Below are 20,457 nucleotides of genomic sequence, written 5' to 3'. Positions count from 1 at the left end.
GGGGATCTTCCCCTTATTCTCTTGGTTAACAGAGCACGGGCATGGGCCCGCGCTCTGTTATATCGGCCTTGGCTACCTTAGAAGCGGGCTGAGCCGCTGACGTAGTAGCTGCGACCCGGTTCGACGTTCTGGAAGACGGTGTCTTTCTCTTGCAGGCGCACGTCGGTCAGGTTGTTGATCCCCAGTCGCAGGTCAAAGTTCTCGGTGACCTTGAAGCCGGTGCCGAGATCGAAGGTTTGATAGCTGGGCAGTTTGTCTCTCACGGTTGCATTATTTACCTTGTGTTCGATGAACTGGGTGCCGGTGTAGGTGGTGCCGACAAAGGCATTGACCCGCTCGGTGGCCTGCCAGGTTAGCTTTGCGTTGGTCTTGTGTTTGGGGCGATTAATGATTTGCAGACCTTTGTCATCTTCTGCTTTGAGATAGGTGTAGTTGGCGCCAAGGTTGATATCGTCGGTCAGATCGAGCTTGCCGGTCAGCTCCAGCCCCTTATTGGTAGCCTTATCCAGGTTGTACCAGGTGCGGTCAGAATATTGCTTTTGAGAACCAGGCGGCTCCTTGCCGATTAGCATGTCGTCGATGTCGGAGTAGAAGAGGGTGGAGCTGGTCTCCCAGACCCCCTCTCCTGCGATGATCCCCAGCTCGTAGTTGGTGCTGGTTTCCGGTTTGACCTTGTCATTACCATAGATGCTGCAGCGGCCCCCACAGCTCTCAGTGCTGTAGCCGTTTGTATACTGATGCGAGGCTGGCGCTTTGAAAGCTTGGCTAACGCCGCCTTTCACGGTCACCACCTCGTTCATCTCATAGACCAGATAGCCGCGCGGGGTGAAGTGGCTGCCGTAGAGCCCGTGGTGATCGTAACGGCCACCGAGAGTCAGGTTCAGGCTGTCGGTCAGGCCGATCTCGTCCTGGGCGAACAGCGCCTCCTGGGAGTGACTCTCCTTGCCGCCGATATCCTTGTAACTCACCGCATCCACCAGCTCCCGATCCAGATATTCGCCACCCAGGGTCAGGTAGTGGTTGGCCAGCGTCAGGTTGGTGTAGCCCTTCACAGTAAAGTTGTTCTCTTCTTTAGGCTGCTGGTGGATTTTTAAAATGTCGTTGAAGTCATCTATCTTGGAACTTTCGTAGTTGACCATGACGGTGGTGTCACCCCAGTTCCAGTTCCCCTTGTGGGTCAGCCCAAACAGGTTGCGGTCGTTTTGCTGTTGGCGGCTGTGCACCTTGTTGCCGATTTTGCGGAAGATATCGAGAGGACGCTCATCCTGGTTGTAGAGGTAATCCAGCTCGAAGCGCTGCTGCTCATCCACCAGCCAGCTTAGGGTAGAGGCGAAGTTCCGGGTCTGCTTGGCTTCGATAAGGGGGATGCCATACGCCGCTTCCGGCGGAGTCCAGGCCTGACGGTCGTACACTTCGCCATTCATCCGGATCAGCAGGTTATCGGTCAGCGGGCCGGTAAAGCCCAGGTTGGTTCTGTGCTGATCGCCGCCATCCTTGCCCTCGATGGCCTTGAAGTCGGCATCGGCCGCCCCTTGCCAGGTTTTACCCGGCTGCTTGGTGATGATATTGATGACACCCCCGATGGCATCGGAGCCATAAAGTGCCGACATGGGGCCACGGATCACCTCGACCCGCTGGATCATGCCAAGGGGAACCGGGGTGTTGTCGAAGTCGCCGCCGCGCCACATGGCATTGGAGGAGGAGAGGCGTTTGCCATCCACCAGCACAAGTGTGTACTTGCCGGACATGCCGCGAATACCTATTTCGCTGCGACCATTGAGGTTAGCTTCTGCCTGAATGCCCACTTCGTGGCGCAACAGGTCGGCAAGGTCATTGACCGGTGCGGCCTTGATCTGTTCGGCCGTGATGACAGAGATGGAAGCGGGTGCCGATCGGGTATTGTGCGCCGTGGTGGTGACGGTGATCACCTCATCGGCTTGAGGCGCGTTGTTGGCGGCGATCGCTTGCTGGGTCAGCAGGGTGACGATGGTGGTAGCCAGCAGGCTGGGAGCAATAAAACGGGAGGTTGAGGATTTCATTATTTACATCTTCCATAATATTCAAATGATAAGCGTTATCATTATCAAATTGAATTTGCTCCGATCGCAACTCTTTTTTATCGGCGAAGTTCAGTTTCGTTCGTCACCCTCTTTTGACTAAAATGAAGTTAATGAAATTGATTCTCATTTGTATTGATCGTTTTTTCGCTCCTTGTTAGGATGCCGTTCACCCTGATACTTGGTGAGTCAAATGACTCACCTTAAGTCGTGTCAGGCAGTGATTCATTCCAAGGAGTAGCACCGTCATGTGTGACCATGCACTGGAAGGAGAGTGGCCCACCACAGCGGTCGGGTTGGATAAAGTGTGCTGTTTTGCCAGCGGTGACAGGGTTCTGGTCGCCTCCGGTATTCACGACAGTTTTACCGGCATCCCGCCGGAGAAGCTGCTCGCCCATCTGCGTCAGTTGCGCCAGCAGGGGATGGTCAATCCCATCGCCATCGGCGCCATTCCGTTTGATACCCAATCCCCCTGGCATCTGGTGATCCCGGCGCAATCGCAGTGGGTCGCAAGGGATGCGATGTTGCCCACCAGCTGTTGCCAGCTCCATGGCGAGGTGAGCGAAGTGACCGGCTCAGCCCACTATCAGGGGGCTGTGCGGGCAGCGTTGCAGCAGTTTAGCGAGGGGCAGCTCGAGAAAGTGGTGTTGTCGCGCGCCATCGATGTGCAGAGCGCAGAGCAGACCTCCCCCGCACACGCCTATGGCTCTCTGTTGGCCCAGAATCCGGGGGCCTATGTGTTCCAGATCCCGCTGCCGGAGGGGGAGACCCTGCTTGGCGCCAGCCCCGAGCTGCTGGTATCGCGCAGCGAGATGGCGGTGGTGAGCAATCCGCTGGCGGGCTCCCGTCCGCGCCACGCTTTTTCCGATCAACAGGCGGCCAGTGCCGAACTGCTTGGGGCGCAGAAGGATCGCTATGAACATGCGCTGGTGGCCGATGCGGTCGCCGCCGCCCTCGCTCCCTTCTGTAGCGAGCTGGATGTCCCCCTTGAGCCGCAGGTGATCGCGACCCCTACCATGTGGCACCTCTCGACCCGCATCGCCGGGCGGCTCCATGAACCCTCTCCCGTGCTGGCACTGGCGTTGGCGCTACACCCGACACCGGCGGTATGCGGCACGCCGCTCTCGGCTGCGCGTCAGGCCATCGCCCGGCTCGAGGGGTACGATCGCCGCTTCTACTGTGGCGCCGTCGGCTGGATGGATGCCGATGGCAATGGCGAGTGGGTTGTCACCATTCGCTGTGGCGTGCTGGCCGGTAGGCAACTGCGGCTCTATGCCGGCGCCGGGGTAGTGGTGGGCTCTTCGCCGGAAGCTGAGTGGCAGGAGACCGCCGCCAAGCTCGGCACCATGCTGCGCGCCTTCGGCCTCGAAAGCCGGGAGCCGGAGGTAACCGCATGAAGCCGCTGGTGCCCTTTACCCCCTGGCCCGCCGAGCTGGCAGCCCACTACCGGGCACAAGGGTGGTGGCGCGGACAACCGCTCACCGCCCTGCTCGATGACTCTGCCGAACGGTATCCCGAGCGCACGGCCCTGATCTGCGGCGAACGCACCCTTAGTTATGGCCAGTTAAAGCGTGAGGTCGATGCGCTGGCGGCGCGGTTGGCCGCGCGCGGGCTGGGCCACGGTGATACCGCGCTGGTGCAGTTGCCCAACTGCGCCGAGTTCTATATCTGCTGGTTTGCCCTGATCCGCTGCGGCGTAGTGGCGGTGCATGCCCTCTACAGCCATCAGCGGCGCGAGCTGGTGGCCTTTGCCCGCCAGATTGAGCCCGCCTTGCTGGTACTCAGCCCCTCCCATCCCGGCTTTGCCGGTGAAGCGGGGAGCCTCGCGGCCCTTGATGAGTTGGTATATCCCTCCTGCCAGACACTGCTGTTCGAGCAGGCAGAAGGCTCCGATCTTCAGTCAGGATTTGCATGGTGTCAGCCTGACCCGATAGCCCGTGCTGATGGTTCGCCGCTGACGGCTATCGAGCCAACTCCTACCCCGGCCGATCAAGTCGCTTTTTTCCAGCTCTCCGGCGGCAGTACCGGCACTCCCAAACTGATCCCCCGTACCCACGATGACTATGGCTACAGCGTGCGCCAGAGCGTGGCGGTGTGTGGTTGGGATGAGCGGGTGATCTATCTCTGCGCCCTGCCGGCGCCCCACAACTTTCCCCTGAGCTCCCCCGGGGCACTCGGAGTGTTTTATGCCGGTGGCTGCGTGGTGCTGGCAAAGGATCCCTCTGCAGCAACCTGTCTGCCGCTGGTGCAGCGCCATCAGATCAACTGGGCGGCGCTGGTGCCACCGGCCCTAGCGCTCTGGCTGGAGGCGGCCAGCCACTATCCGCAGACCTCTCTGGAGTGTGTGCAGGTGGGCGGTGCGCGCCTCAGCCCGGCTCATGCCGATGCGGTAGAGAGCCTCCTTGGTTGCCGCTTGCAGCAGGTGTTTGGCATGGCCGAGGGGCTGGTCAACTACACCCGCATCGAGGATGACCAGTGGCACATCGTCAATACCCAGGGCCGCCCGATGAGCCCAGGCGACGAGGTCGAGGTGCGGGATAGCGACGGGCGCCCCTTGCCCGATGGTGAGTGCGGCGAGCTCTGGACGCGCGGCCCTTATACCTTTCGTGGCTACTTCAAGGCTGATGCCCACAATCAGCGGGCTTTTGACCGGGACGGTTTCTACTGCACCGGCGATCTGGTCTGCCGCTTGCCCGGCGGCCATCTGATGGTGGTGGGGCGCAACAAGGATCAGATCAACCGGGGCGGAGAGAAGATCGACGCCCTCGAGATTGAAGAGCTGTTGCTGACCCACCCGGAAGTGCGGCAGGCGGCGCTGGTCGCCATGCCTGATCCCATGCTCGGGGAGCGCAGCTGCGCCTTTTTGATGTGCCGCGAGCCCCTCAATCTGCCCCGCTTGCGCCGTTTCCTGCGCGAGCAGGGGGTAGCCGATTACAAACTGCCCGATCGCCTGGTGCTGGTGGAGCAACTGCCCCACACCCCGGTCGGCAAGATAGACAAACAGACGCTGCGCGAGCAGCTCGCCAAGGAGTGTGCATGACCATTCAATCCCTCGCCGCCTATCCGCTGCCTACCGCCGAGGAGCTGCCCACCGGGCGGGTGAACTGGCCCTTCGAACCGGGCCGCGCCGCCTTGCTGGTCCACGATATGCAGCACTATTTCGTCGACTTCTATGGGGCGGACAATCCGCTGATCAATCAGGTCATCGACCATATCGCCACCCTGATCCGTCAGGCGCGTATTCTTGGCATGCCGGTGGTCTATACCGCCCAGCCCGCCGAGCAGAGTCAGGCCGATCGGGCGCTGCTCAACGACATGTGGGGGCCGGGGTTGACCCGGGCGCCGGAGCGTCAACCCATCGTTTCGGCGCTGGCGCCCGAGCCGCAGGATACGGTGCTGACCAAGTGGCGCTACAGCGCTTTTTGCCGCTCACCGCTGGCGGAGCTGATGGCCGAATGGGAGCGGGATCAGCTGGTGATCTGCGGCATCTACGGCCATATCGGGGTGATGCAGACGGCGGTCGATGCCTTTATGCGGGATATCCGCCCCTTCCTGGTGGCAGATGCCATCGCCGACTTCTCCCGCGAGGATCATCTGCTGGCGCTCTCCTACGTCAGCCGCAATGCCGGTCGGGTGATTACCGTGGCCGAGGTGATGGCGGCCAGCAAACGCCCCCTGACTCGGGAGTCGCTGCGTGCTCAGGTGTTGGCGCGGCTGCCCGCCGAGATGCAGCATGAGCAGCCCACCGAGGATGACAACCTGCTCGACTACGGTCTCGACTCGCTGGCGGTGATGGGGCTGGTGGAAGAGTGGCGTCAGCAGGGGCTGGTGGTGGAGCTGGCCGAGCTGGCCCGCACGCCGACCCTGGCTCACTGGTGGGCGCTCCTCTCCCGTCAGCTGAATGTCAGTCAGGACACGGCTTATCAGGTCAACGAAGATCACGTCAGCGAACCGGAGTGCACCCCATGAGCGAGTGGCAAGGCAGAACCGTCTGGGTAACCGGTGCGGCGCAGGGAATTGGCCATGCGGTGGCGCGCACCTTTGCCGAGGCGGGTGCCAGCGTGGTGGCGTTCGATCTGCAACTGGCCGAGGCACTGCCCGGCAACGTGAAGGGAGTGGTGATCGATGTCAGCGACAGCGAGGCCGTGACCCGCTGCTGCGAACAGCTGCTGGATGAGGGGCTGGGGCCCGATGTGCTGGTCAATGTCGCGGGCGTACTGGCGACCGGCAGGCTCGATGAGGTGGATGACGCCCTCTTGCAGCGCACCTTCGCCATCAACACCTTCGCCCCCTTCTACCTGATGCGGGCCCTGACCCCCTGGTTTCAGGGACGGCGCAGGGGCGCCATCGTCAATGTCTCCTCCAATGCCGGTCGGGTGCCGCGAGTGGGGATGGGCATCTATGGCGCCTCCAAGGCGGCGCTGACCAGCCTCACTCAAACGGCAGGGCTGGAACTTGCCCCCTATGGGGTGCGCTGCAATCTGGTGTCGCCGGGCTCGACCCGCACCCCCATGCTGTACGGCATGTGGCAGGAGGGGGAGGCTGAGCAGCGGGAGGGAGAGCAGCGCACCATCGCGGGCTTGCCCAGGCAGTTCAAGCTGGGGATCCCCCTTGGCAAACTTGGGACCCCCGACGAGGTGGCAGCCTGTGTGATGTTTCTCGCCTCCGATGCGGCCAGCCATATCACCCTGCAGGATCTGGTGGTCGATGGCGGTGCCACCCTGGGGGGCTAGCCCGCGCGCTGCCGATCTGGCAGGCGTGACACTCTCTTTATGGAGGAGGCCAGGCCTCCTCGCTTTTCAGCCATGCGGGCAGGAGCAACTCACTGCCCGCTCGATGTTTGCGCAAGGACATTCTCATGGAACAGACAATGGCGATGCGCGCCACCCACCAGCGTGGTGAGCACCCGCGCTGGCCGCTTACCACTGCTCAGGCGGGCATCTGGTTTGCCCAGCAAAAATATCCGCAGAGCCCCGCCTGCAATACCGGCGAATACTGGCTGCTGGAGGGGGCGCTGGCTCCCCATCACTTCACCCGCGCGGTGCGCCAGACTATCGACGAGATCCCCGGTCTGCACTGCGCCTTTGTGGCTACTGCCGATGGCCCGCAGATGGTGGCCAACCCCGCTTGCTGGCAGCTGGCAGAGCGGGATCTGCGCAGCGAAGCCGACCCACTCGCGGCCGCGCAGGTCGAGATGCGTGCGCAGTTGGCCGTCCCCTTCAATCTGGCCGGGGGGCCGCTGTTTGCCACGACGCTCTATCGCCTTGGCGAGGGGCGGTGGGCCTGGTTTATCGCCGTGCACCATATCGCCATCGATGGCTTTGGCCTGAGCCTGCTCTTCCAGCGGGTGGCAAATTGGTATGAGGCGCTCTGTGCCGGCGAGCAGCCTGTACCCTGCCGTTATGCATCCCAGCAGGAGTTGCTGGCCGAAGAGGCGGCTTATCAGGATTCGCCGCGCGCCGCGCGGGATCGCGATTTCTTCATGCAGCAGCTGGCCGGGGTGGAGAATCCGGCGTCGCTCTCCCGCCGTCCGGCGCAAGGGCCGGGCCCCACATATCGTCTTGAGCAGCGGCTTGCTGGCCGCCAGTGGCAGGCATTGGTGGCACGGGCGAGCCGCTCGGCCTGTCACCCCTATAGCCTGCTGCTGGCAGCAGTGGCCAGCTATGTGCAGCGGATGAGCGGTGCTGGCGAGGTAGTGCTGGGTATCCCGCTGATGGGGCGGCTGGGCTCAGCGGCGGCCGATACCCCCTGCATGAAGGTCAATGTGGTGCCCCTGCGCATCGAGCTGAGCGGCACCAGCCGGGTAGGGGAGTTGCTGGCACAGGTCGAGCGGCAATTTGCCGCCCTGCGCCGTCATCAGGGCTGCCGTCAGGAGTGGTTGCAACAGCGTCAGCCGGGCCAGCCGCTGTTTGGCCCTCAGGTCAACCTGATGCCCTTTGCCCGTACCCTCAGCTTTGGTGAAGGGCACAACCAGGTTCGTGGCGAGGTGCAGGTGCTGGCGGCAGGGCCGGTGGAGGAGTGCGCCTTTTACTTTGCCGAGGAGGCTGGCGCGATGACCCTGACCCTCGAAGCACATCAGGGGCGCTTCAGCCAACAGGAGAGTGAACGTCATCTGGCCCGGCTGGTAGCTTATCTGGCGGCCTGGAGTGAGGCGGATGACGAGGCCCTGGCGGTGCGCTTGCCGCTGCTGCTGCCTTGCGAGCAGGGTGAGCTGGCGCGCTGGAACCAGACCGACCATCCGTTGCCGATTACCACTCTGAGCGCACTGCTGGCCGAGGGGCTGGCGGCGGCAGATCAGAGCGCCATCGCGCTGGAGTGTGGTACCGAGCGCTGGAGTGTGACCGAGCTGCGCCAGCGTACCCGTCAGTTGGCCAGCTATCTGGCGGGAAGGGGCGTGGGCCCCGGTTGCCGGGTGGCGGTGGTGATCCCGCGCTCTCCCGAGCTTATTCTCGCCCAGCAGGCCATCATGGCGGTGGGAGCGGTCTACGTGCCCGTTGATCCGGACTATCCGGCGGAGCGGATCGGCTACATTCTCGCCAGCAGTGATCCTGCGCTGGTGTTGACCAGTCATACGCTTCAGATGCCGCTCGACGTGGCCGCGCCACTTGTCTGCCTCGATGCCCCCGGTGTGGCAGAGCAGCTGGCGACGATAGACGTGGCGGGGATAGCACCTTGTGATCTGCCAGCCCCCAAACCGGAAGATGCGGCCTACATCATCTACACCTCCGGTTCGACCGGTCGGCCCAAAGGGGTGGTGGTGAGCCATGGCGCCATCGTCAACCGGCTGCTCTGGATGCAGCACATGTATCCCATCGGCCCGGCGGATCGGGTGCTGCAAAAGACCCCGGCCGGTTTCGATGTCTCCATCTGGGAGTTTTTCTGGCCCTTTATGACCGGGGCGCGGCTGGTGCTCGCCAAACCGGGCGGCCACAAGGATCCCGCCTACCTTGCCGAGCTGATTGAGCAGGCCGGGATCACCACCTTGCACTTTGTCCCCTCCATGCTGCAGATCTTCGTCGCACAAGCCGAGCCTGCCCGTTGCCGCGCCCTGCGGCAGGTCTTCTGCTCCGGTGAGGCGCTGTCCGCGGATCTGGTGCAGCGCTGGTATGGGACATTCTCCGCCCCTCTGCACAACCTCTATGGCCCGACCGAGGCGGCGGTGGATGTCACCTGGTATCCCTGCCGGGCAGACGAGGCGGTGACCAGCGTGCCCATCGGCTATCCGGTCTGGAATACCTGCATCCACATTCTCGACCCCTGGTTGCAGCCGGTGCCCCCCGGTGTAGCGGGTGAGCTCTGGATCGGCGGCGTGCAGGTGGCGGAGGGCTACTTTGGCCAGCCCGAGCTCACCGCCGAGCGCTTTATTGCCAACCCCTTCGGAGCGGGACGGCTCTATCGCAGCGGCGATCTGGCCGCCTGGCGCGAGGATGGCGCCATCGAGTATCTGGGGCGCCTCGATTTTCAGGTGAAGATCCGTGGCCAGCGCATCGAACTGGAGGAGATCGAGCAGTTGCTGCTGCGCCATCCCCGAGTGGCGCAGGCGGTAGTGTTGGCCCCCGAATTTGCCCCCGGCGATCGCCGTCTGGTGGCCTACGTGGTGGCCGCAGATAGCACAGAGCTGACGCTGGCCGAGCTGGCACCTGCCCTTGGCGCTGCCTTGCCTGACTACATGGTGCCGGGGCTCCTGGTAAACCTGGCTGAGCTGCCGCTTACCCCCAATGGCAAGCTGGATCGCAAGGGGCTGCCGCTGCCCGACATGGCGTCGGCGGTGGGTCAGTCACTGCCGAAAACCCTGCTGGAGGAGCGGCTCTGTCGCCTCTTCGCCGAGATACTGGGGCTGGCGCGGGTCGGCGCCGACGATAACTTCTTTGCCCTCGGCGGCCACTCCCTGCTGGCGGCGCAACTGGTGGTGCGCGTTGAAGAGTCGACCGGACAGGCGCTCACTTTGGCCAGTCTGTTCGAAGCACCGAGCCCTGCCCAGCTGGCGCGTCGTCTTGGCGGCGAGCGGGAGGCGATGCCCATGCTGTTGCCCCTGCGGGCGCATGGTGCGCAGTCTGGCACATCGTGCCCCACCCTCTTTTGCGTCCACCCCGCAGGGGGGCTCGGCTGGTGTTATGCGCCACTGGTGCCCCATCTGCCGACCGACATGGCGGTCTATGCCCTGCAGGCGCGGGCGCTTTGTCAGCCGGATGCGCCGCTGCCCGCCTGTTTCGACGAGCTGGCACTTGACTATGTGACCGAGCTGCGTCGTCAGCAGAGCGAGGGGCCCTACTGGCTGCTCGGCTGGTCCCTCGGGGGCATGCTGGTGCACCGGATGGCCGCCATGCTGCAAGAGCAGGGACAAGAGGTGGCCATGGTGCTGCTGCTCGATGCCTACCCCTGTCAGCAGTGGCAGACCCAGCCGTTGCCCGACGAGCAGCGGATGCTCGATGCGCTGCTGCGGATGGGGGGCATTGCGGTTGCGGACGATGCGCTCGATTCCCTTACTCGTGACGAAGTGGTGGCCCGACTGGGGGCAGAGGGGAGTGCGCTGGCCATGCTCGATGAGCAGGTGGTGAGCGCCATGATCGAGCTGGTGGGCCACAACAACAGGCTTATCCGTGAGCCGGTCGACTACTGCTACCACGGGGAGGTGATCTTTATCGAGGCCTCAGCCTCCCGCCAGCCCTGGCTGGATGGACGTGGCTGGGAGCTGCTGACAAAAGGGGAGATCCGCTATGAGCGCTTCCCCTGTCTGCATCAGGAGATGGTGCATCCCGACTGGTTGGCGAAGATCGGCGCCCTTATTGGTGAGCGGGTCGATGGGGTCGGGCAACAACCGCACATCCGGCAGGAGGGGGACGCATGACCCCGGTTGCCGCCATCCGGGAAGCCTTGCAGGCGGGCAAGCTGGTGGGGCTGGGGGAGCCGCACTGGCACCCAGATTTTATCCGGCGCCAGCACGCCTGGTTGTGTGATCCGGCGCTCTGGGGAGTCATGACCGATCTGGTGCTGGAGTGCGGCAACCGCCGCCATCAGGGCCTGCTCGATGCCTGGCTGACGGGGCAGGAGAGCTGGCAGGGGGAGCCGCTGACGCTGGCACGGCTCTATCCGGTCTGGCTTGACTCTTGCGCCTTTCCTGCCTGGATGGCCCCCGAGTTTCCGGCTCTCTTTTCCGCTCTGCGCCAGAGCAATCTGGTGCGCCCTGAACATGTGCGGCTGCGGGTGCATCTCTGCGAGCCCTCATTCGAGTGGCAGGAGATGAGCCCGGAGCGGTGGCAGCAACACAACAGGGGGCGGGATCAGGCGCTGGCCGACTATCTTCTTGCACTTCCCGCCCGCGGCGTGGTGGTGCTGGCAGGGGCGCGCCATCTGCTCAAAGCCGCAGGGGATCCCCATTTTGCGCAGCCGACGCTGGGCCAGTTGCTGGAGGTGGCACGGCCGGGCTGGCTGCATGTCCTTCACCCCTGGCCAATGGTTGCTGGGAAGGGAGATGAGAAAGAGGAGCGGGAGTGCGAGTTGGCCGATATCACAACTGCTGACCTCTATCCTCACTGGCCGGTGCATCCGCCGCTGGAGACCCTCATCGATCGGTTGGTGCGCGTGGCTGACCGGGGACGGGAGATACGAATTTGCCCGACCTTGCTGGCCGAGCCCTGGCGCAGCCACTTGCTAAGCCGCGTTCACTTGCTGCCAGTTGGCATGGCCCGCCAGCTGCAACACTGGCTGGCGTAACTGCTGGTTGGAGTCACCCCTGACAGAAGTAACAGCTAACTGAAACAACCCAATGGGGGAGCCAGGCTCCCCTTTTTCACATTTGGCATCCTGCGTTCAGCGCTGCAAAGTTGCACCATTTACGGCATACCTTGCCACTCATCGCCGAAAATTCAGCTCCTTCGCTACTTTAAAGAAGTTTCTACTGGTCTTACCTGAATAAATCCCTTTGCTTTTTATTTAACAAGGTATTTACATCTAGGTGTCATCAGCATCGGTGACGCTCACAACGGCAAGGAGCCAGTTATGACCCATGTCGACATCCCTTTCCTTCGTTACCTCGATGCGGAAGGGTGCCCGGTCGCCACCTTACCGACCTGGCTGGACAAGGCGATACTGCACACCTTCTACCGCAATATGGTGATGGTGCGCAGCTATGACAAAAAAGCGATTGCGCTGCAACGAACCGGCAAACTCGGTACTTTTCCCTCCCATCTCGGCGCAGAAGCCGTGGGGATTGGCATTGGTCTCGCCATGCAGCCGCAGGATGTCTACGTTCCCTACTATCGGGACATGCCCACCCTCTATGTGCGGGGCGTGCCGATGGAGAAAAACCTGCAATATTGGGGTGGTGACGAGCGGGGCAGTTATTTTCTCAAACCCGATGGGACTCCCTCTGAAGATCTCCCTATCTGCGTCCCCATCGCCACCCAGATCACCCACGCCTGCGGTATTGCCTCGGCTTTCAAACTGCGTAATCAACCGCGCGTCGCCGTAGTCACCATCGGCGATGGCGGCACCTCCAAGGGGGATTTTCTGGAGGGGCTCAACTGCGCCGGTGTCTGGCACCTGCCCATGGTCATCATCGTCAACAACAACCAGTGGGCCATCTCGGTGCCACGCAAATTGCAATCGAGCGCTCCTACACTGGCCCAGAAAGGGATTGGTGCCGGGGTGCGCAGTCTGCAGGTGGATGGCAACGATGTGGTGGCGGTCTATGATGCTGCACGCAGTGCCGTCGAACGGGCCCGCAGCGGCAAGGGGCCGACCCTGATAGAAGCGGTCAGTTATCGCCTCGGCGATCACACCACGGCCGACGATGCCACTCGCTATCGCGATGGGGCCGAGGTCGAGGCCGCCTGGGCGAAAGAGCCGGTCAAGCGGCTGCGCCAGTTTATGCACAGCCAGGGGTGGTGGGATGAAGAGCAGGAGCAGAGCCTGCTGGCGGAGGCTACCCGAGAGGTCGAACAGGCGGTCACCCGTTATGAGGCGATGGTGCCTCAGCCACCGGAGGCGATGCTCGATTATCACTACGCCAGCCTGCCCGCCGAACTCTTGCCCCAGCGCGAGCGAGTGATTGCCAAGGGGATGAAGCAGGAGGTTGGCCATGAGTGAGATCAGTTTGCTGGAAGCGGTCAACATGGCCCTTCACTACGAGATGGAACACGACCCGGATGTGGTGGTACTGGGCGAGGATGTCGGGGTCAACGGCGGGGTGTTTCGCGCTACCGTAGGGCTGCGCGACAAGTTCGGTTTCAAGCGGGTGATCGACACGCCGCTGGCCGAGGGATTGATCGCCGGGGTGGCGGTCGGCATGGCGACCCAGGGGCTCAAGCCGGTGGCTGAGTTCCAGTTTCAGGGTTTCATCTTCCCCGGGATGGAGCAGATCATCTGTCAGGCGGCGCGGATGCGAAACCGCACCCGTGGCCGCCTCTCCTGTCCCCTCGTCTATCGCTCCCCGTATGGCGCGGGCATTCATTCGCCTGAACATCACAGCGAGAGTGTCGAGGCGCTGTTTGCCCATATTCCGGGGCTGCGGGTAGTGATCCCCTCCAGCCCGAGACGCGCCTATGGCCTGCTGCTCTCGGCCATCCGCGATCCGGATCCCGTGATGTTTTTCGAACCGGACCGCATCTATCGCTCGATGAAATCCGAGGTGGTGGATGATGGTGTCGGCCTGCCGCTGGATGTCTGCTTCACCCTGCGCCCGGGCCGGGATATCACAGTAGTGGCCTGGGGGGCCTGCATCCAGGAGGTGATGCGGGCGGCGAACCTGCTGGCCGAGCAGGATATTCAGTGCGAGGTGCTGGATCTGGCCACCATCAAGCCGCTGGATATGGAAACCATCCTCACCTCGGTACGCAAGACCGGCCGGTTGCTGGTGGTACACGAGGCGTGTGGCAGCTTCGGGGTCGGGGCCGAAATTGTGGCGCGAGTGACCGAGCAGGCACTCCCCAGCCTCAAGGCGCCGCCCAAACGGCTGACCGGCGTGGATGCCGCCGTTCCCTACTATCGCAACGAAGCGTATTACCTCATCACCGAGCAGGATATCGCCGATGCCGCTCACCAGCTGATGGAGAACCAGTGGCTATGAAATTTTTCAAATTACCGGATCTGGGTGAAGGGTTGGCCGAAGCCGAGATCGTCGAATGGAAGGTGAGTGCCGGTGATACCGTCGCGGTCGATCAGGTGCTCTTGTCGGTGGAAACGGCCAAGGCGCTGGTGGATGTACCCTCTCCGGTGGCCGGGGTAATCGCCCGTCTCTGCTGCGCCGAGGGGGATATCCTCCATATCGGTGCGCCGCTGGTGGAGTTCGAGGGGGGCGAAGATGATGGCACTGTGGTGGGCAAGGTGAGCGCCCATCAGCAACATATCGAGGATCACTTCGTGGTGGGGGCCATTGCCCCGGGGGGATCGCTGGTGCAAGCCATGCCTGCGGTGCGACTGTTGGCACAAAAACTGGGTCTGGATATCGACCGGATCAAGGGAAGTGGCAGCGGCGGCATGGTGACCGAGCTGGATGTGCAGCAGGCATTCGAGGCCCAGCAGAGCAGTGGCAACGAATTCCTCAAAGGGTCACGGCGTGCCATGGCCAAGGCGATGGAGCTCTCTCATCAGACTGTGGTGCCGGTCAGCATCACCGATGAGGTGGATTTGCGTCACTGGCGCCCTGATGAGGATGTGACGGTGCGCCTTATCAAGGCCATTGGCGTGGCGTGCCGCGCCGAGCCCTCGATGAACGCCTGGTTTGATGGTGAAACCCTGTCACGGCGGCTGTTCAAAGAGGTCAATGTAGCCATCGCGGTGGATTCAAAGCATGGCCTTTATGTGCCGGTGATGGAGAACGTGGCCGAGCGGGAGGGGGCGGATATCCGGCAGGGGCTGGATCGGATGATCGCCGATGTGAAGGCGCGCGCCGTGCCGCGCGAGATGTTGCAGGGGGCGACCATCACGCTCACCAACTTCGGCGCCATCGCAGGCCGTTATGCCAGCCCCATCGTGACGCCGCCGCAGGTGGCCATCATAGGGGCAGGCAAACTGTTCGAAAAAGTGGTGTTCATCCATGGTGAAGCGCGTCCCGTCAGGGCATTGCCGCTGTCGATGACATTTGACCACAGAGCCTGCACTGGCGGGGAAGCGGCTCGTTTTCTCAGAGCGCTGGTCGAAGCGTTGGAAGCGGCCACCTTATAACGGTTTGTGCCCTGCCGTTGGCAGGGCACAAATTTGTTTGCGTAATCTACAAAGCCACGTATAATCCAAACCAGCTTGAAAGGGCGATAGTTATGTCAATGAATACGATGTTTCACATCTTGTCCTGTTGTTCATAAGTTAATCCCGTTTTTTGAGCTTTACCCGCTGAAAAGCATAAGTAATTATTTTGAATACAGGTTTAAAAGATATGTCTAACATGATCACCGGTACCGTTAAGTTTTTCAACGAAACCAAAGGTTTTGGCTTCATCCAGCAAGAAAACGGCCCGGACGTTTTCGTTCACTTCAGCGCCATTCAAGGTAACGGTTTCCGTACCCTGGCTGAAGGTCAGCGCGTACAGTTCTCTGTGACCCAAGGTCAGAAAGGCCCGCAGGCTGAGAACGTAACCGCTCTGTAATTCTTACAGAATTTAAGAAAGCCGTGGTACCTCTGGTGCCACGGCTTTTTGTTTATATGGCTTCTGCTACTGACTCCCATGTGCTGAATCATGCTGCTATCGCTCCTGCTTGCTGCCACCTTGACTCCGACGTCCGATGCGCCTGTACCGGTTCAATCCGCGATGGAAGCGCAGGTGATCTGCCAGCAATTTGTCCAGGTCCGGATGGGCACTGCACAGCAACCCGATGAGGTGAATGCGCGACTGGTGCCTGAAAGGGAGGGGGAGTGGCTGGTGGATGGCAAAATAAAAGGACCCGAAGGTCCTTTGCTGTTTGCCTGTCATCTTCACCAAGGGAAGCGCTGGGAGCTACTCAACTTTTCGCTCTGGGCACCACAGCCGGTCAAAGCGGTTTGAGTGCGACCAACAGATGTTGCAGGTGTTCAACCATGGTCATGCCAAACGGGGTGAGATAGCCGCCATCTTCTGCGCTGATGAGCCCCTGTTGATGCAGACGGGCTGCCGCTTGGCACAACTCTTCAGACATATCGCTGCGTAATTTAATCCCTAGGCTCATGTTGGCCGGATCAAAGCATGCCAGTATTTTCAAATCGTTCACGAATTCGTTAGAAACCTGGTCGATCCCAATCATGGATTTACTCCTTACGCTAAAGATGTATGCAAACTAGCATCCCCGGATCCACTTTAGTGGGCGCTGGCTCAAATTATTGACCTTTGACTGGATGCTGCGTTTCAAATGCTGTTTTTTTCGGCGTAATCAGATGGTTGGCTGACAGCTTCGCCAAGGGCCGAGCCGGACCAAACGTGGTAGGATAGGGCACTTCTTTATATCGGACGGTCTATTGGTGGCTGTCCGCCCTGTTCAAGGTATCGCTCATGGTCAAGATCACTCTGGTATCCCTGCTGCATTCACTTTGTACCCGCTTTCCGGTTTACCCCGCTGCTTCGTTGACGTCCCTGTTGGATGCCCATCAGGGCGAGGTGTGGTTACCTGCACGCAAGGGGGCCGACATTGCGCTGTTACGCAAGCATGCCAAGGGGGCTCATGAGCTGGCGTCACTCGATGCGGGCTGGTGTGATTTTGCCGCCAGCGACAGCGGTGATACACCCGAGCTGGATGCACTGGCCAACTACGACAGCGAGATGATGGATAACCTGCTGATGTACTGGCACACCGCCGCCAAGATCAACAGCCCGATCACCGATAACCTGTTCGAGCTGCGTCGCGAAGTGGTGGATGAGGCCCACGGTGCCAAACTCGCTGCCGCCTGGGAGCAGCAACAACAGCTGCGTTTTGAGCAGCTGATGGCGATGGCGGCCAATGGCCGGGATCTGCTCTGCTTTGTCGAGGTGGAGTCCGCCTACTGGCTGCGGCAAAAGCTGAGCGAGCAGCCTGATGTGGAGCTGATCACCCCTGCGCTGTAAAAGGGGCAATATGATTGCTGGCGGTCTCGTTATCGAGGAGGCTGCTCTATCCTTATTTGCGTCATTGTCCTCCCCATCCGGTGCCAAGGGGCTGCAAGCTGGACAAGCTGACGACAAGATGTGAACATGGCGCCCTTTATCGAGAGAGAGACTTGGCCAATGAGCTATGAACTGAGCGACACCGAGCGCAATGCCGCGCTGCAACTGAACGCTGATTACCGTTACGATCACTTCATCAGCAAGCTGGTCGAGCATGAAGAGCTATTCGTCCTGACTGACGAGCATGGCGTCATGATGCTGACCACCGACGATGAAGATTGCATCCCGGTATGGCCGCACCCGGAGTACGCCAAGGCGTGGGCCGAAGGTGAGTGGGCCGATTGCAAGCCGCAGTCCATCACCCTGAAGGTGTGGCTGGAGCGCTGGGTTGACGGTATGGAGCAGGACGAGCTGTGTGTTGCCGTGTTCCCGACCCCGGATCAGGAAGGCATCGTACTGGAGCCGGCTGACGTGGCTGACGCCATTGCCGAGAAGCAGGCCAAACGCGGCTGATCACCGCTCGATTCGCAACACCGGTTGCCAACAAAGACCCCGCTATCTGGCGGGGTCTTTGTTTTAGGTCTGTTTGCCAAACGAGTTGTGGCTATCAGGGCTGGCGATAGGTGGTGTCGATGATGGGCGCGGCCGGGAAGGTTTTGCCGCTCTTGATGGCTGCCCTGGTCTCGGTTTTTAGCTCTTCATCGATCCACAGCAGACCGCCATAGCTGTAACCGCTGTTGTCGCCCCCAAGAGGCCAGTAAAGCTGCTCGCTCTTGGGGGTTGCTGGTACTTTTGGCAGTTTGATCCAGCGCCATGCCCCTTCCCGGGTGTAGGGCACCTGATACGCAGGCACGAAGCTGGCCAGCTCATAGAGCCGCTGCTGGATCTGCCGTGACAGGGCCGCCTTTTTGGCAAAGTCGAACTCCTTGTCATACTGCTCCACCAGAGCCGTGATGGCGTCATCATCGATGTTCATGATGTTGTTGGTCTGGGGCTTGTTGGCGTTGACCTTGTGGAAGAACTCCCAATAGGCGGGATAGCGGCTACCCGCCCAGGCCATCCAGGCGCTCTGGTGTTTTTTCTCCAGCATCGATTTGAACCCGGCCGAGGCATCCATCAGGTTGAGCTCCAGATTAAGCCCCGCCTTCTTGGCCTCTTCCCGTAGCAAGGTGAGCCGCTGGGCGTGCTCCGCCGTGGTGTAGGTGATAGCGAGGGTCAGTGACTGCCCCTTGTCGTTTTGCAAAATCCCCTGTGGCCCAACCTTGTCAAAGCCTGCCTTGGCAAAGTATTCCCGTGCCAGTTTGGGATCGAACGGACGGGCCTTGATCTCGCTGTTGGTAAATTCACCCTGACCTGAGCCATAACTGTTGAGTCGCTGGTAATCCCCCCGCAGCAGGGTGGTGAGCATCTTGTCGAGGTTGAGGGCATGCTGGATCCCGAGCCGCACATATCGATTATTCAGCAGCGGATCGGCGGTGTTGAGATAGAGCCCCATTGGCGATTGCGGGGTCTGGTTGTAGAACCAGGTACGCGCGATGTAACCCTTCTCGAACTCGGCGGTGTTGGTCTTGTCGTGCCACCAGTTGGGCATCACCAGCGGGAAGGTGTCGAGATCGCCGCGCAGGAAGTGTTGCCAGGCGATGTTCAGATCCCTGAGCACCTTGATCTCGATCCGCGCAGGATTGAAGCGATGCTGGAAATAGCGCTCGTCATCCCCCCACCAGTGTTCAATCCGTTTGAAGGTGACCGATTTGCCCTTTTTCACCTGATCGATCTGATAGGGACCGGTGACCGGCAACACCTTCCAGTTGTACTCCTTGACCCAGTTGGCGGTGAGCTTGATGGCGTGGCTCGGCTCCGGGCTAATGGGCAGTGACTCGAGCAAATCCTGGCGGCTCTTTTCGGTACCGCTGGTGATGGCCAGGGTGTGATCATCAAACTTGGTGATATCGGCTATCTGGGTGCTGTAGTAGTTGTTGTACCAAGGATCGTTGATCTCTTTGCTGCGCATCATCTTGAGGGTAAAGAGCCAGTCATCGGCGGTCACCGGTTGGCCGTCTGACCAGCGCGCTTTGGGATTGATGCGAAAATAGAGGGTCTTGTTGTCGGCGCCGAAGGCCCACTCGTTTGCCAGCATCGGCATGGGGTTGCCGGTAACGGGATGAGTGCTCAGCAGTGGCAGGTTGGTTTCCCGCATGTAACCTGCAAAGCCGCCGTTGGAGTCGGGGCCATATTTGCGCAGGGTCAGGGGGAAGCTGGTCATAAAGGTGCGAAAGGTGCCGCCGCGCTTGGCGGCCGGATCGGCATAGAGAGGATCCTGGTTGTTGTTCTCCCACTTCAAGTCGGCGGGTAGTGTGGCACTCCAGCCAAACGGGCTCCAGCACAGGGTCAGGGTGATGGCGGTGGCGCGAATGATAGGGGAGAGTCGGCGCTCCCCGGCGGTGATGGTCGATGGCATGTCCTTGCTCTCCTGAAGTCTGCTTCCTGCAGATCACGCACTGGTGATGTCAGTCCCGATGGGGACTGGCTCATCATGAAAATTTTATCCTGTCAGGTCAATGAAATAGCGTGAATTAGCGGGTGGCCTAGGCCGCAACGCAGTGCATGGTGATCCCCTTGGCCGCGATGGCCGCACGCATGGGGGCGGGAAGTGCATCGTCGGTAACCAGCACGTTGATCTGACCCGGCGCGCCAAGCTGGCTCGGGTGGATGGCGCCAAATTTGCTGCTGTCGGTGATCACCACATTGGTCATCCCCTTGGCCAGCACGCTGTTGACCACGTCGGCCCGCATCATGTCGCGGCCGGTGAAACCCATCTCGGGATGAAAGCCATCCACCCCGATGAAGGCCTTGGAGAAGTGCACCTGCTCGATGCAGAGGCGAGTGAGCGGCCCCACCACGCTCTCGCTCTGATGCTGGAACAGCCCACCGAGCAGCACCACCTGAGCCGGGGTATCTTTGAGCAGATGGGCGATATAGCTGCTGATGGTGATGATGGTGACCCGTTTGTGCAGGGCCAGATGGCGCGCCAGCATGGCGTTGGCGCTGCCCCCTTCGATAAAGACTGTTTCGCCATCCTCTACCAGCTGGGCTGCACGCTCGGCGAGGCGCTCCTTGAGCAGGTAGTTGATGTTCATCCGGGCATCCGGGTCATCGGTCTCCAGCGCCATGGCCGAGCCGTGTACCCGTCTGAGCAGTCCCTGCTTCTCCAGCGCGGTGAGGTCATTGCGCACCGTCACCTCAGACACGCCGGTATGTCGGGAGAGTTCACTCACGCTCATCTTGCGAGCCTGATGGACCAGAGTGAGGATCAGTTGGTGGCGTGGATTCATGGTGCGCTCACATAGAAGGTGG

General features: G+C 61.2%; 17 protein-coding genes. 13 read left to right on the top strand and 4 right to left on the bottom strand.

The features are described from left to right. Positions 1 to 77: 77 nt before the first annotated feature. Positions 78 to 2,039, bottom strand: coding sequence for a TonB-dependent receptor domain-containing protein (locus tag ACB040_RS09255; protein WP_338771643.1), 1,962 nt, complete (start codon positions 2,037 to 2,039; stop codon positions 78 to 80). A 266-nt stretch (positions 2,040 to 2,305) separates the two neighbouring features. Here ACB040_RS09255 and ACB040_RS09250 point away from each other — a divergent pair, with 266 nt between their 5' ends. The 11 genes from ACB040_RS09250 to ACB040_RS09200 all read left to right on the top strand — a co-directional run bounded on the left by ACB040_RS09250 (position 2,306) and on the right by ACB040_RS09200 (position 16,035). Beyond that, positions 2,306 to 3,454, top strand: coding sequence for an isochorismate synthase (locus ACB040_RS09250; protein ID WP_338771640.1), 1,149 nt, complete (start codon positions 2,306 to 2,308; stop codon positions 3,452 to 3,454). Continuing rightward, positions 3,451 to 5,097 (top strand): (2,3-dihydroxybenzoyl)adenylate synthase, encoded by a 1,647-nt coding sequence (locus tag ACB040_RS09245; RefSeq protein ID WP_338771637.1) that lies wholly within the window; start codon positions 3,451 to 3,453, stop codon positions 5,095 to 5,097. The genes ACB040_RS09250 and ACB040_RS09245 overlap by 4 nt, the downstream gene beginning before the upstream one ends. Beyond that, the gene (locus ACB040_RS09240; RefSeq protein WP_371154470.1) at positions 5,094 to 6,026 is read left to right on the top strand and encodes an isochorismatase family protein; all 933 of its coding nucleotides are present in this window, start codon (positions 5,094 to 5,096) and stop codon (positions 6,024 to 6,026) included. The genes ACB040_RS09245 and ACB040_RS09240 overlap by 4 nt, the downstream gene beginning before the upstream one ends. Further along, complete coding sequence (dhbA, locus tag ACB040_RS09235; protein WP_371154472.1) at positions 6,023 to 6,790, top strand: 2,3-dihydro-2,3-dihydroxybenzoate dehydrogenase; 768 nt, start codon at positions 6,023 to 6,025, stop codon at positions 6,788 to 6,790. The genes ACB040_RS09240 and dhbA overlap by 4 nt, the downstream gene beginning before the upstream one ends. A 125-nt stretch (positions 6,791 to 6,915) precedes the next feature. Further along, positions 6,916 to 10,905 carry an amino acid adenylation domain-containing protein gene (locus tag ACB040_RS09230; protein ID WP_371154474.1) on the top strand — a complete coding sequence of 1,330 codons (3,990 nt, stop codon included), beginning with the start codon at positions 6,916 to 6,918 and terminating at the stop codon, positions 10,903 to 10,905. Continuing rightward, positions 10,902 to 11,771, top strand: a complete 870-nt coding sequence (locus tag ACB040_RS09225) for a hypothetical protein (protein ID WP_371154476.1) — start codon at positions 10,902 to 10,904, stop codon at positions 11,769 to 11,771. Before ACB040_RS09230 ends, ACB040_RS09225 begins: the two co-directional genes overlap by 4 nt. Before the next feature lie 285 nt (positions 11,772 to 12,056). Beyond that, a complete protein-coding gene (gene pdhA / locus ACB040_RS09220) occupies positions 12,057 to 13,145 on the top strand; it encodes a pyruvate dehydrogenase (acetyl-transferring) E1 component subunit alpha (protein WP_317113706.1) in 1,089 nt (362 codons plus the stop codon). Then, positions 13,138 to 14,124 carry an alpha-ketoacid dehydrogenase subunit beta gene (locus ACB040_RS09215; protein ID WP_021231077.1) on the top strand — a complete coding sequence of 329 codons (987 nt, stop codon included), beginning with the start codon at positions 13,138 to 13,140 and terminating at the stop codon, positions 14,122 to 14,124. The genes pdhA and ACB040_RS09215 overlap by 8 nt, the downstream gene beginning before the upstream one ends. Continuing rightward, on the top strand, positions 14,121 to 15,221 hold the full coding sequence (locus tag ACB040_RS09210) for a dihydrolipoamide acetyltransferase family protein (RefSeq protein WP_371154479.1): 1,101 nt from the start codon (positions 14,121 to 14,123) through the stop codon (positions 15,219 to 15,221). The genes ACB040_RS09215 and ACB040_RS09210 overlap by 4 nt, the downstream gene beginning before the upstream one ends. 208 nt (positions 15,222 to 15,429) lie before the next feature. After that, positions 15,430 to 15,639, top strand: coding sequence for a cold-shock protein (locus ACB040_RS09205; protein ID WP_005302803.1), 210 nt, complete (start codon positions 15,430 to 15,432; stop codon positions 15,637 to 15,639). A gap of 90 nt (positions 15,640 to 15,729) precedes the next feature. After that, positions 15,730 to 16,035 carry a hypothetical protein gene (locus tag ACB040_RS09200; protein ID WP_338771620.1) on the top strand — a complete coding sequence of 102 codons (306 nt, stop codon included), beginning with the start codon at positions 15,730 to 15,732 and terminating at the stop codon, positions 16,033 to 16,035. On the opposite strand, the gene ACB040_RS09195 is transcribed toward ACB040_RS09200, so the two are convergent. Continuing rightward, complete coding sequence (locus ACB040_RS09195; protein WP_005334209.1) at positions 16,022 to 16,270, bottom strand: TIGR02647 family protein; 249 nt, start codon at positions 16,268 to 16,270, stop codon at positions 16,022 to 16,024. The genes ACB040_RS09200 and ACB040_RS09195 overlap by 14 nt on opposite strands. Before the next feature lie 245 nt (positions 16,271 to 16,515). Between ACB040_RS09195 and ACB040_RS09190 the strand changes: the two genes are divergently transcribed. Then, on the top strand, positions 16,516 to 17,064 hold the full coding sequence (locus ACB040_RS09190) for a hypothetical protein (RefSeq protein WP_108540237.1): 549 nt from the start codon (positions 16,516 to 16,518) through the stop codon (positions 17,062 to 17,064). Positions 17,065 to 17,223: 159 nt separating this feature from the next. Beyond that, on the top strand, positions 17,224 to 17,616 hold the full coding sequence (locus tag ACB040_RS09185; RefSeq protein WP_005334204.1) for a DUF2750 domain-containing protein: 393 nt from the start codon (positions 17,224 to 17,226) through the stop codon (positions 17,614 to 17,616). Between the two features lie 94 nt (positions 17,617 to 17,710). Here ACB040_RS09185 and ACB040_RS09180 read toward each other — a convergent pair whose 3' ends face one another. Then, on the bottom strand, positions 17,711 to 19,561 hold the full coding sequence (locus tag ACB040_RS09180) for an extracellular solute-binding protein (protein ID WP_371154483.1): 1,851 nt from the start codon (positions 19,559 to 19,561) through the stop codon (positions 17,711 to 17,713). 127 nt (positions 19,562 to 19,688) lie between these two features. Then, positions 19,689 to 20,435: a DNA-binding transcriptional regulator YciT gene (locus ACB040_RS09175; protein ID WP_139472878.1), complete on the bottom strand. Its 747-nt coding sequence runs from the start codon at positions 20,433 to 20,435 to the stop codon at positions 19,689 to 19,691. Between the last annotated feature and the right edge of the window lie 22 nt (positions 20,436 to 20,457).

Source organism: Aeromonas sp. S11(2024) (assembly GCF_041402345.1).
Taxonomy (GTDB): Bacteria; Pseudomonadota; Gammaproteobacteria; order Enterobacterales; family Aeromonadaceae; genus Aeromonas; species Aeromonas veronii.
Note: the sequence above shows the minus strand (reverse complement) of the source record. Positions and strands in the feature narration are given on the sequence as shown.

Bases quoted from the DNA above. Each gene is read 5' to 3' on its own strand.
- ACB040_RS09255 (WP_338771643.1), bottom strand. From the start codon at position 2,039: ATGAAATCCTCAACCTCCCGTTTTATTGCTCCCAGCCTGCTGGCTACC.
- ACB040_RS09250 (WP_338771640.1), top strand. From the start codon at position 2,306: ATGTGTGACCATGCACTGGAAGGAGAGTGGCCCACCACAGCGGTCGGG.
- ACB040_RS09245 (WP_338771637.1), top strand. From the start codon at position 3,451: ATGAAGCCGCTGGTGCCCTTTACCCCCTGGCCCGCCGAGCTGGCAGCC.
- ACB040_RS09240 (WP_371154470.1), top strand. From the start codon at position 5,094: ATGACCATTCAATCCCTCGCCGCCTATCCGCTGCCTACCGCCGAGGAG.
- dhbA (WP_371154472.1), top strand. From the start codon at position 6,023: ATGAGCGAGTGGCAAGGCAGAACCGTCTGGGTAACCGGTGCGGCGCAG.
- ACB040_RS09230 (WP_371154474.1), top strand. From the start codon at position 6,916: ATGGAACAGACAATGGCGATGCGCGCCACCCACCAGCGTGGTGAGCAC.
- ACB040_RS09225 (WP_371154476.1), top strand. From the start codon at position 10,902: ATGACCCCGGTTGCCGCCATCCGGGAAGCCTTGCAGGCGGGCAAGCTG.
- pdhA (WP_317113706.1), top strand. From the start codon at position 12,057: ATGACCCATGTCGACATCCCTTTCCTTCGTTACCTCGATGCGGAAGGG.
- ACB040_RS09215 (WP_021231077.1), top strand. From the start codon at position 13,138: ATGAGTGAGATCAGTTTGCTGGAAGCGGTCAACATGGCCCTTCACTAC.
- ACB040_RS09210 (WP_371154479.1), top strand. From the start codon at position 14,121: ATGAAATTTTTCAAATTACCGGATCTGGGTGAAGGGTTGGCCGAAGCC.
- ACB040_RS09205 (WP_005302803.1), top strand. From the start codon at position 15,430: ATGTCTAACATGATCACCGGTACCGTTAAGTTTTTCAACGAAACCAAA.
- ACB040_RS09200 (WP_338771620.1), top strand. From the start codon at position 15,730: ATGCTGCTATCGCTCCTGCTTGCTGCCACCTTGACTCCGACGTCCGAT.
- ACB040_RS09195 (WP_005334209.1), bottom strand. From the start codon at position 16,270: ATGATTGGGATCGACCAGGTTTCTAACGAATTCGTGAACGATTTGAAA.
- ACB040_RS09190 (WP_108540237.1), top strand. From the start codon at position 16,516: ATGGTCAAGATCACTCTGGTATCCCTGCTGCATTCACTTTGTACCCGC.
- ACB040_RS09185 (WP_005334204.1), top strand. From the start codon at position 17,224: ATGAGCTATGAACTGAGCGACACCGAGCGCAATGCCGCGCTGCAACTG.
- ACB040_RS09180 (WP_371154483.1), bottom strand. From the start codon at position 19,561: ATGCCATCGACCATCACCGCCGGGGAGCGCCGACTCTCCCCTATCATT.
- ACB040_RS09175 (WP_139472878.1), bottom strand. From the start codon at position 20,435: ATGAATCCACGCCACCAACTGATCCTCACTCTGGTCCATCAGGCTCGC.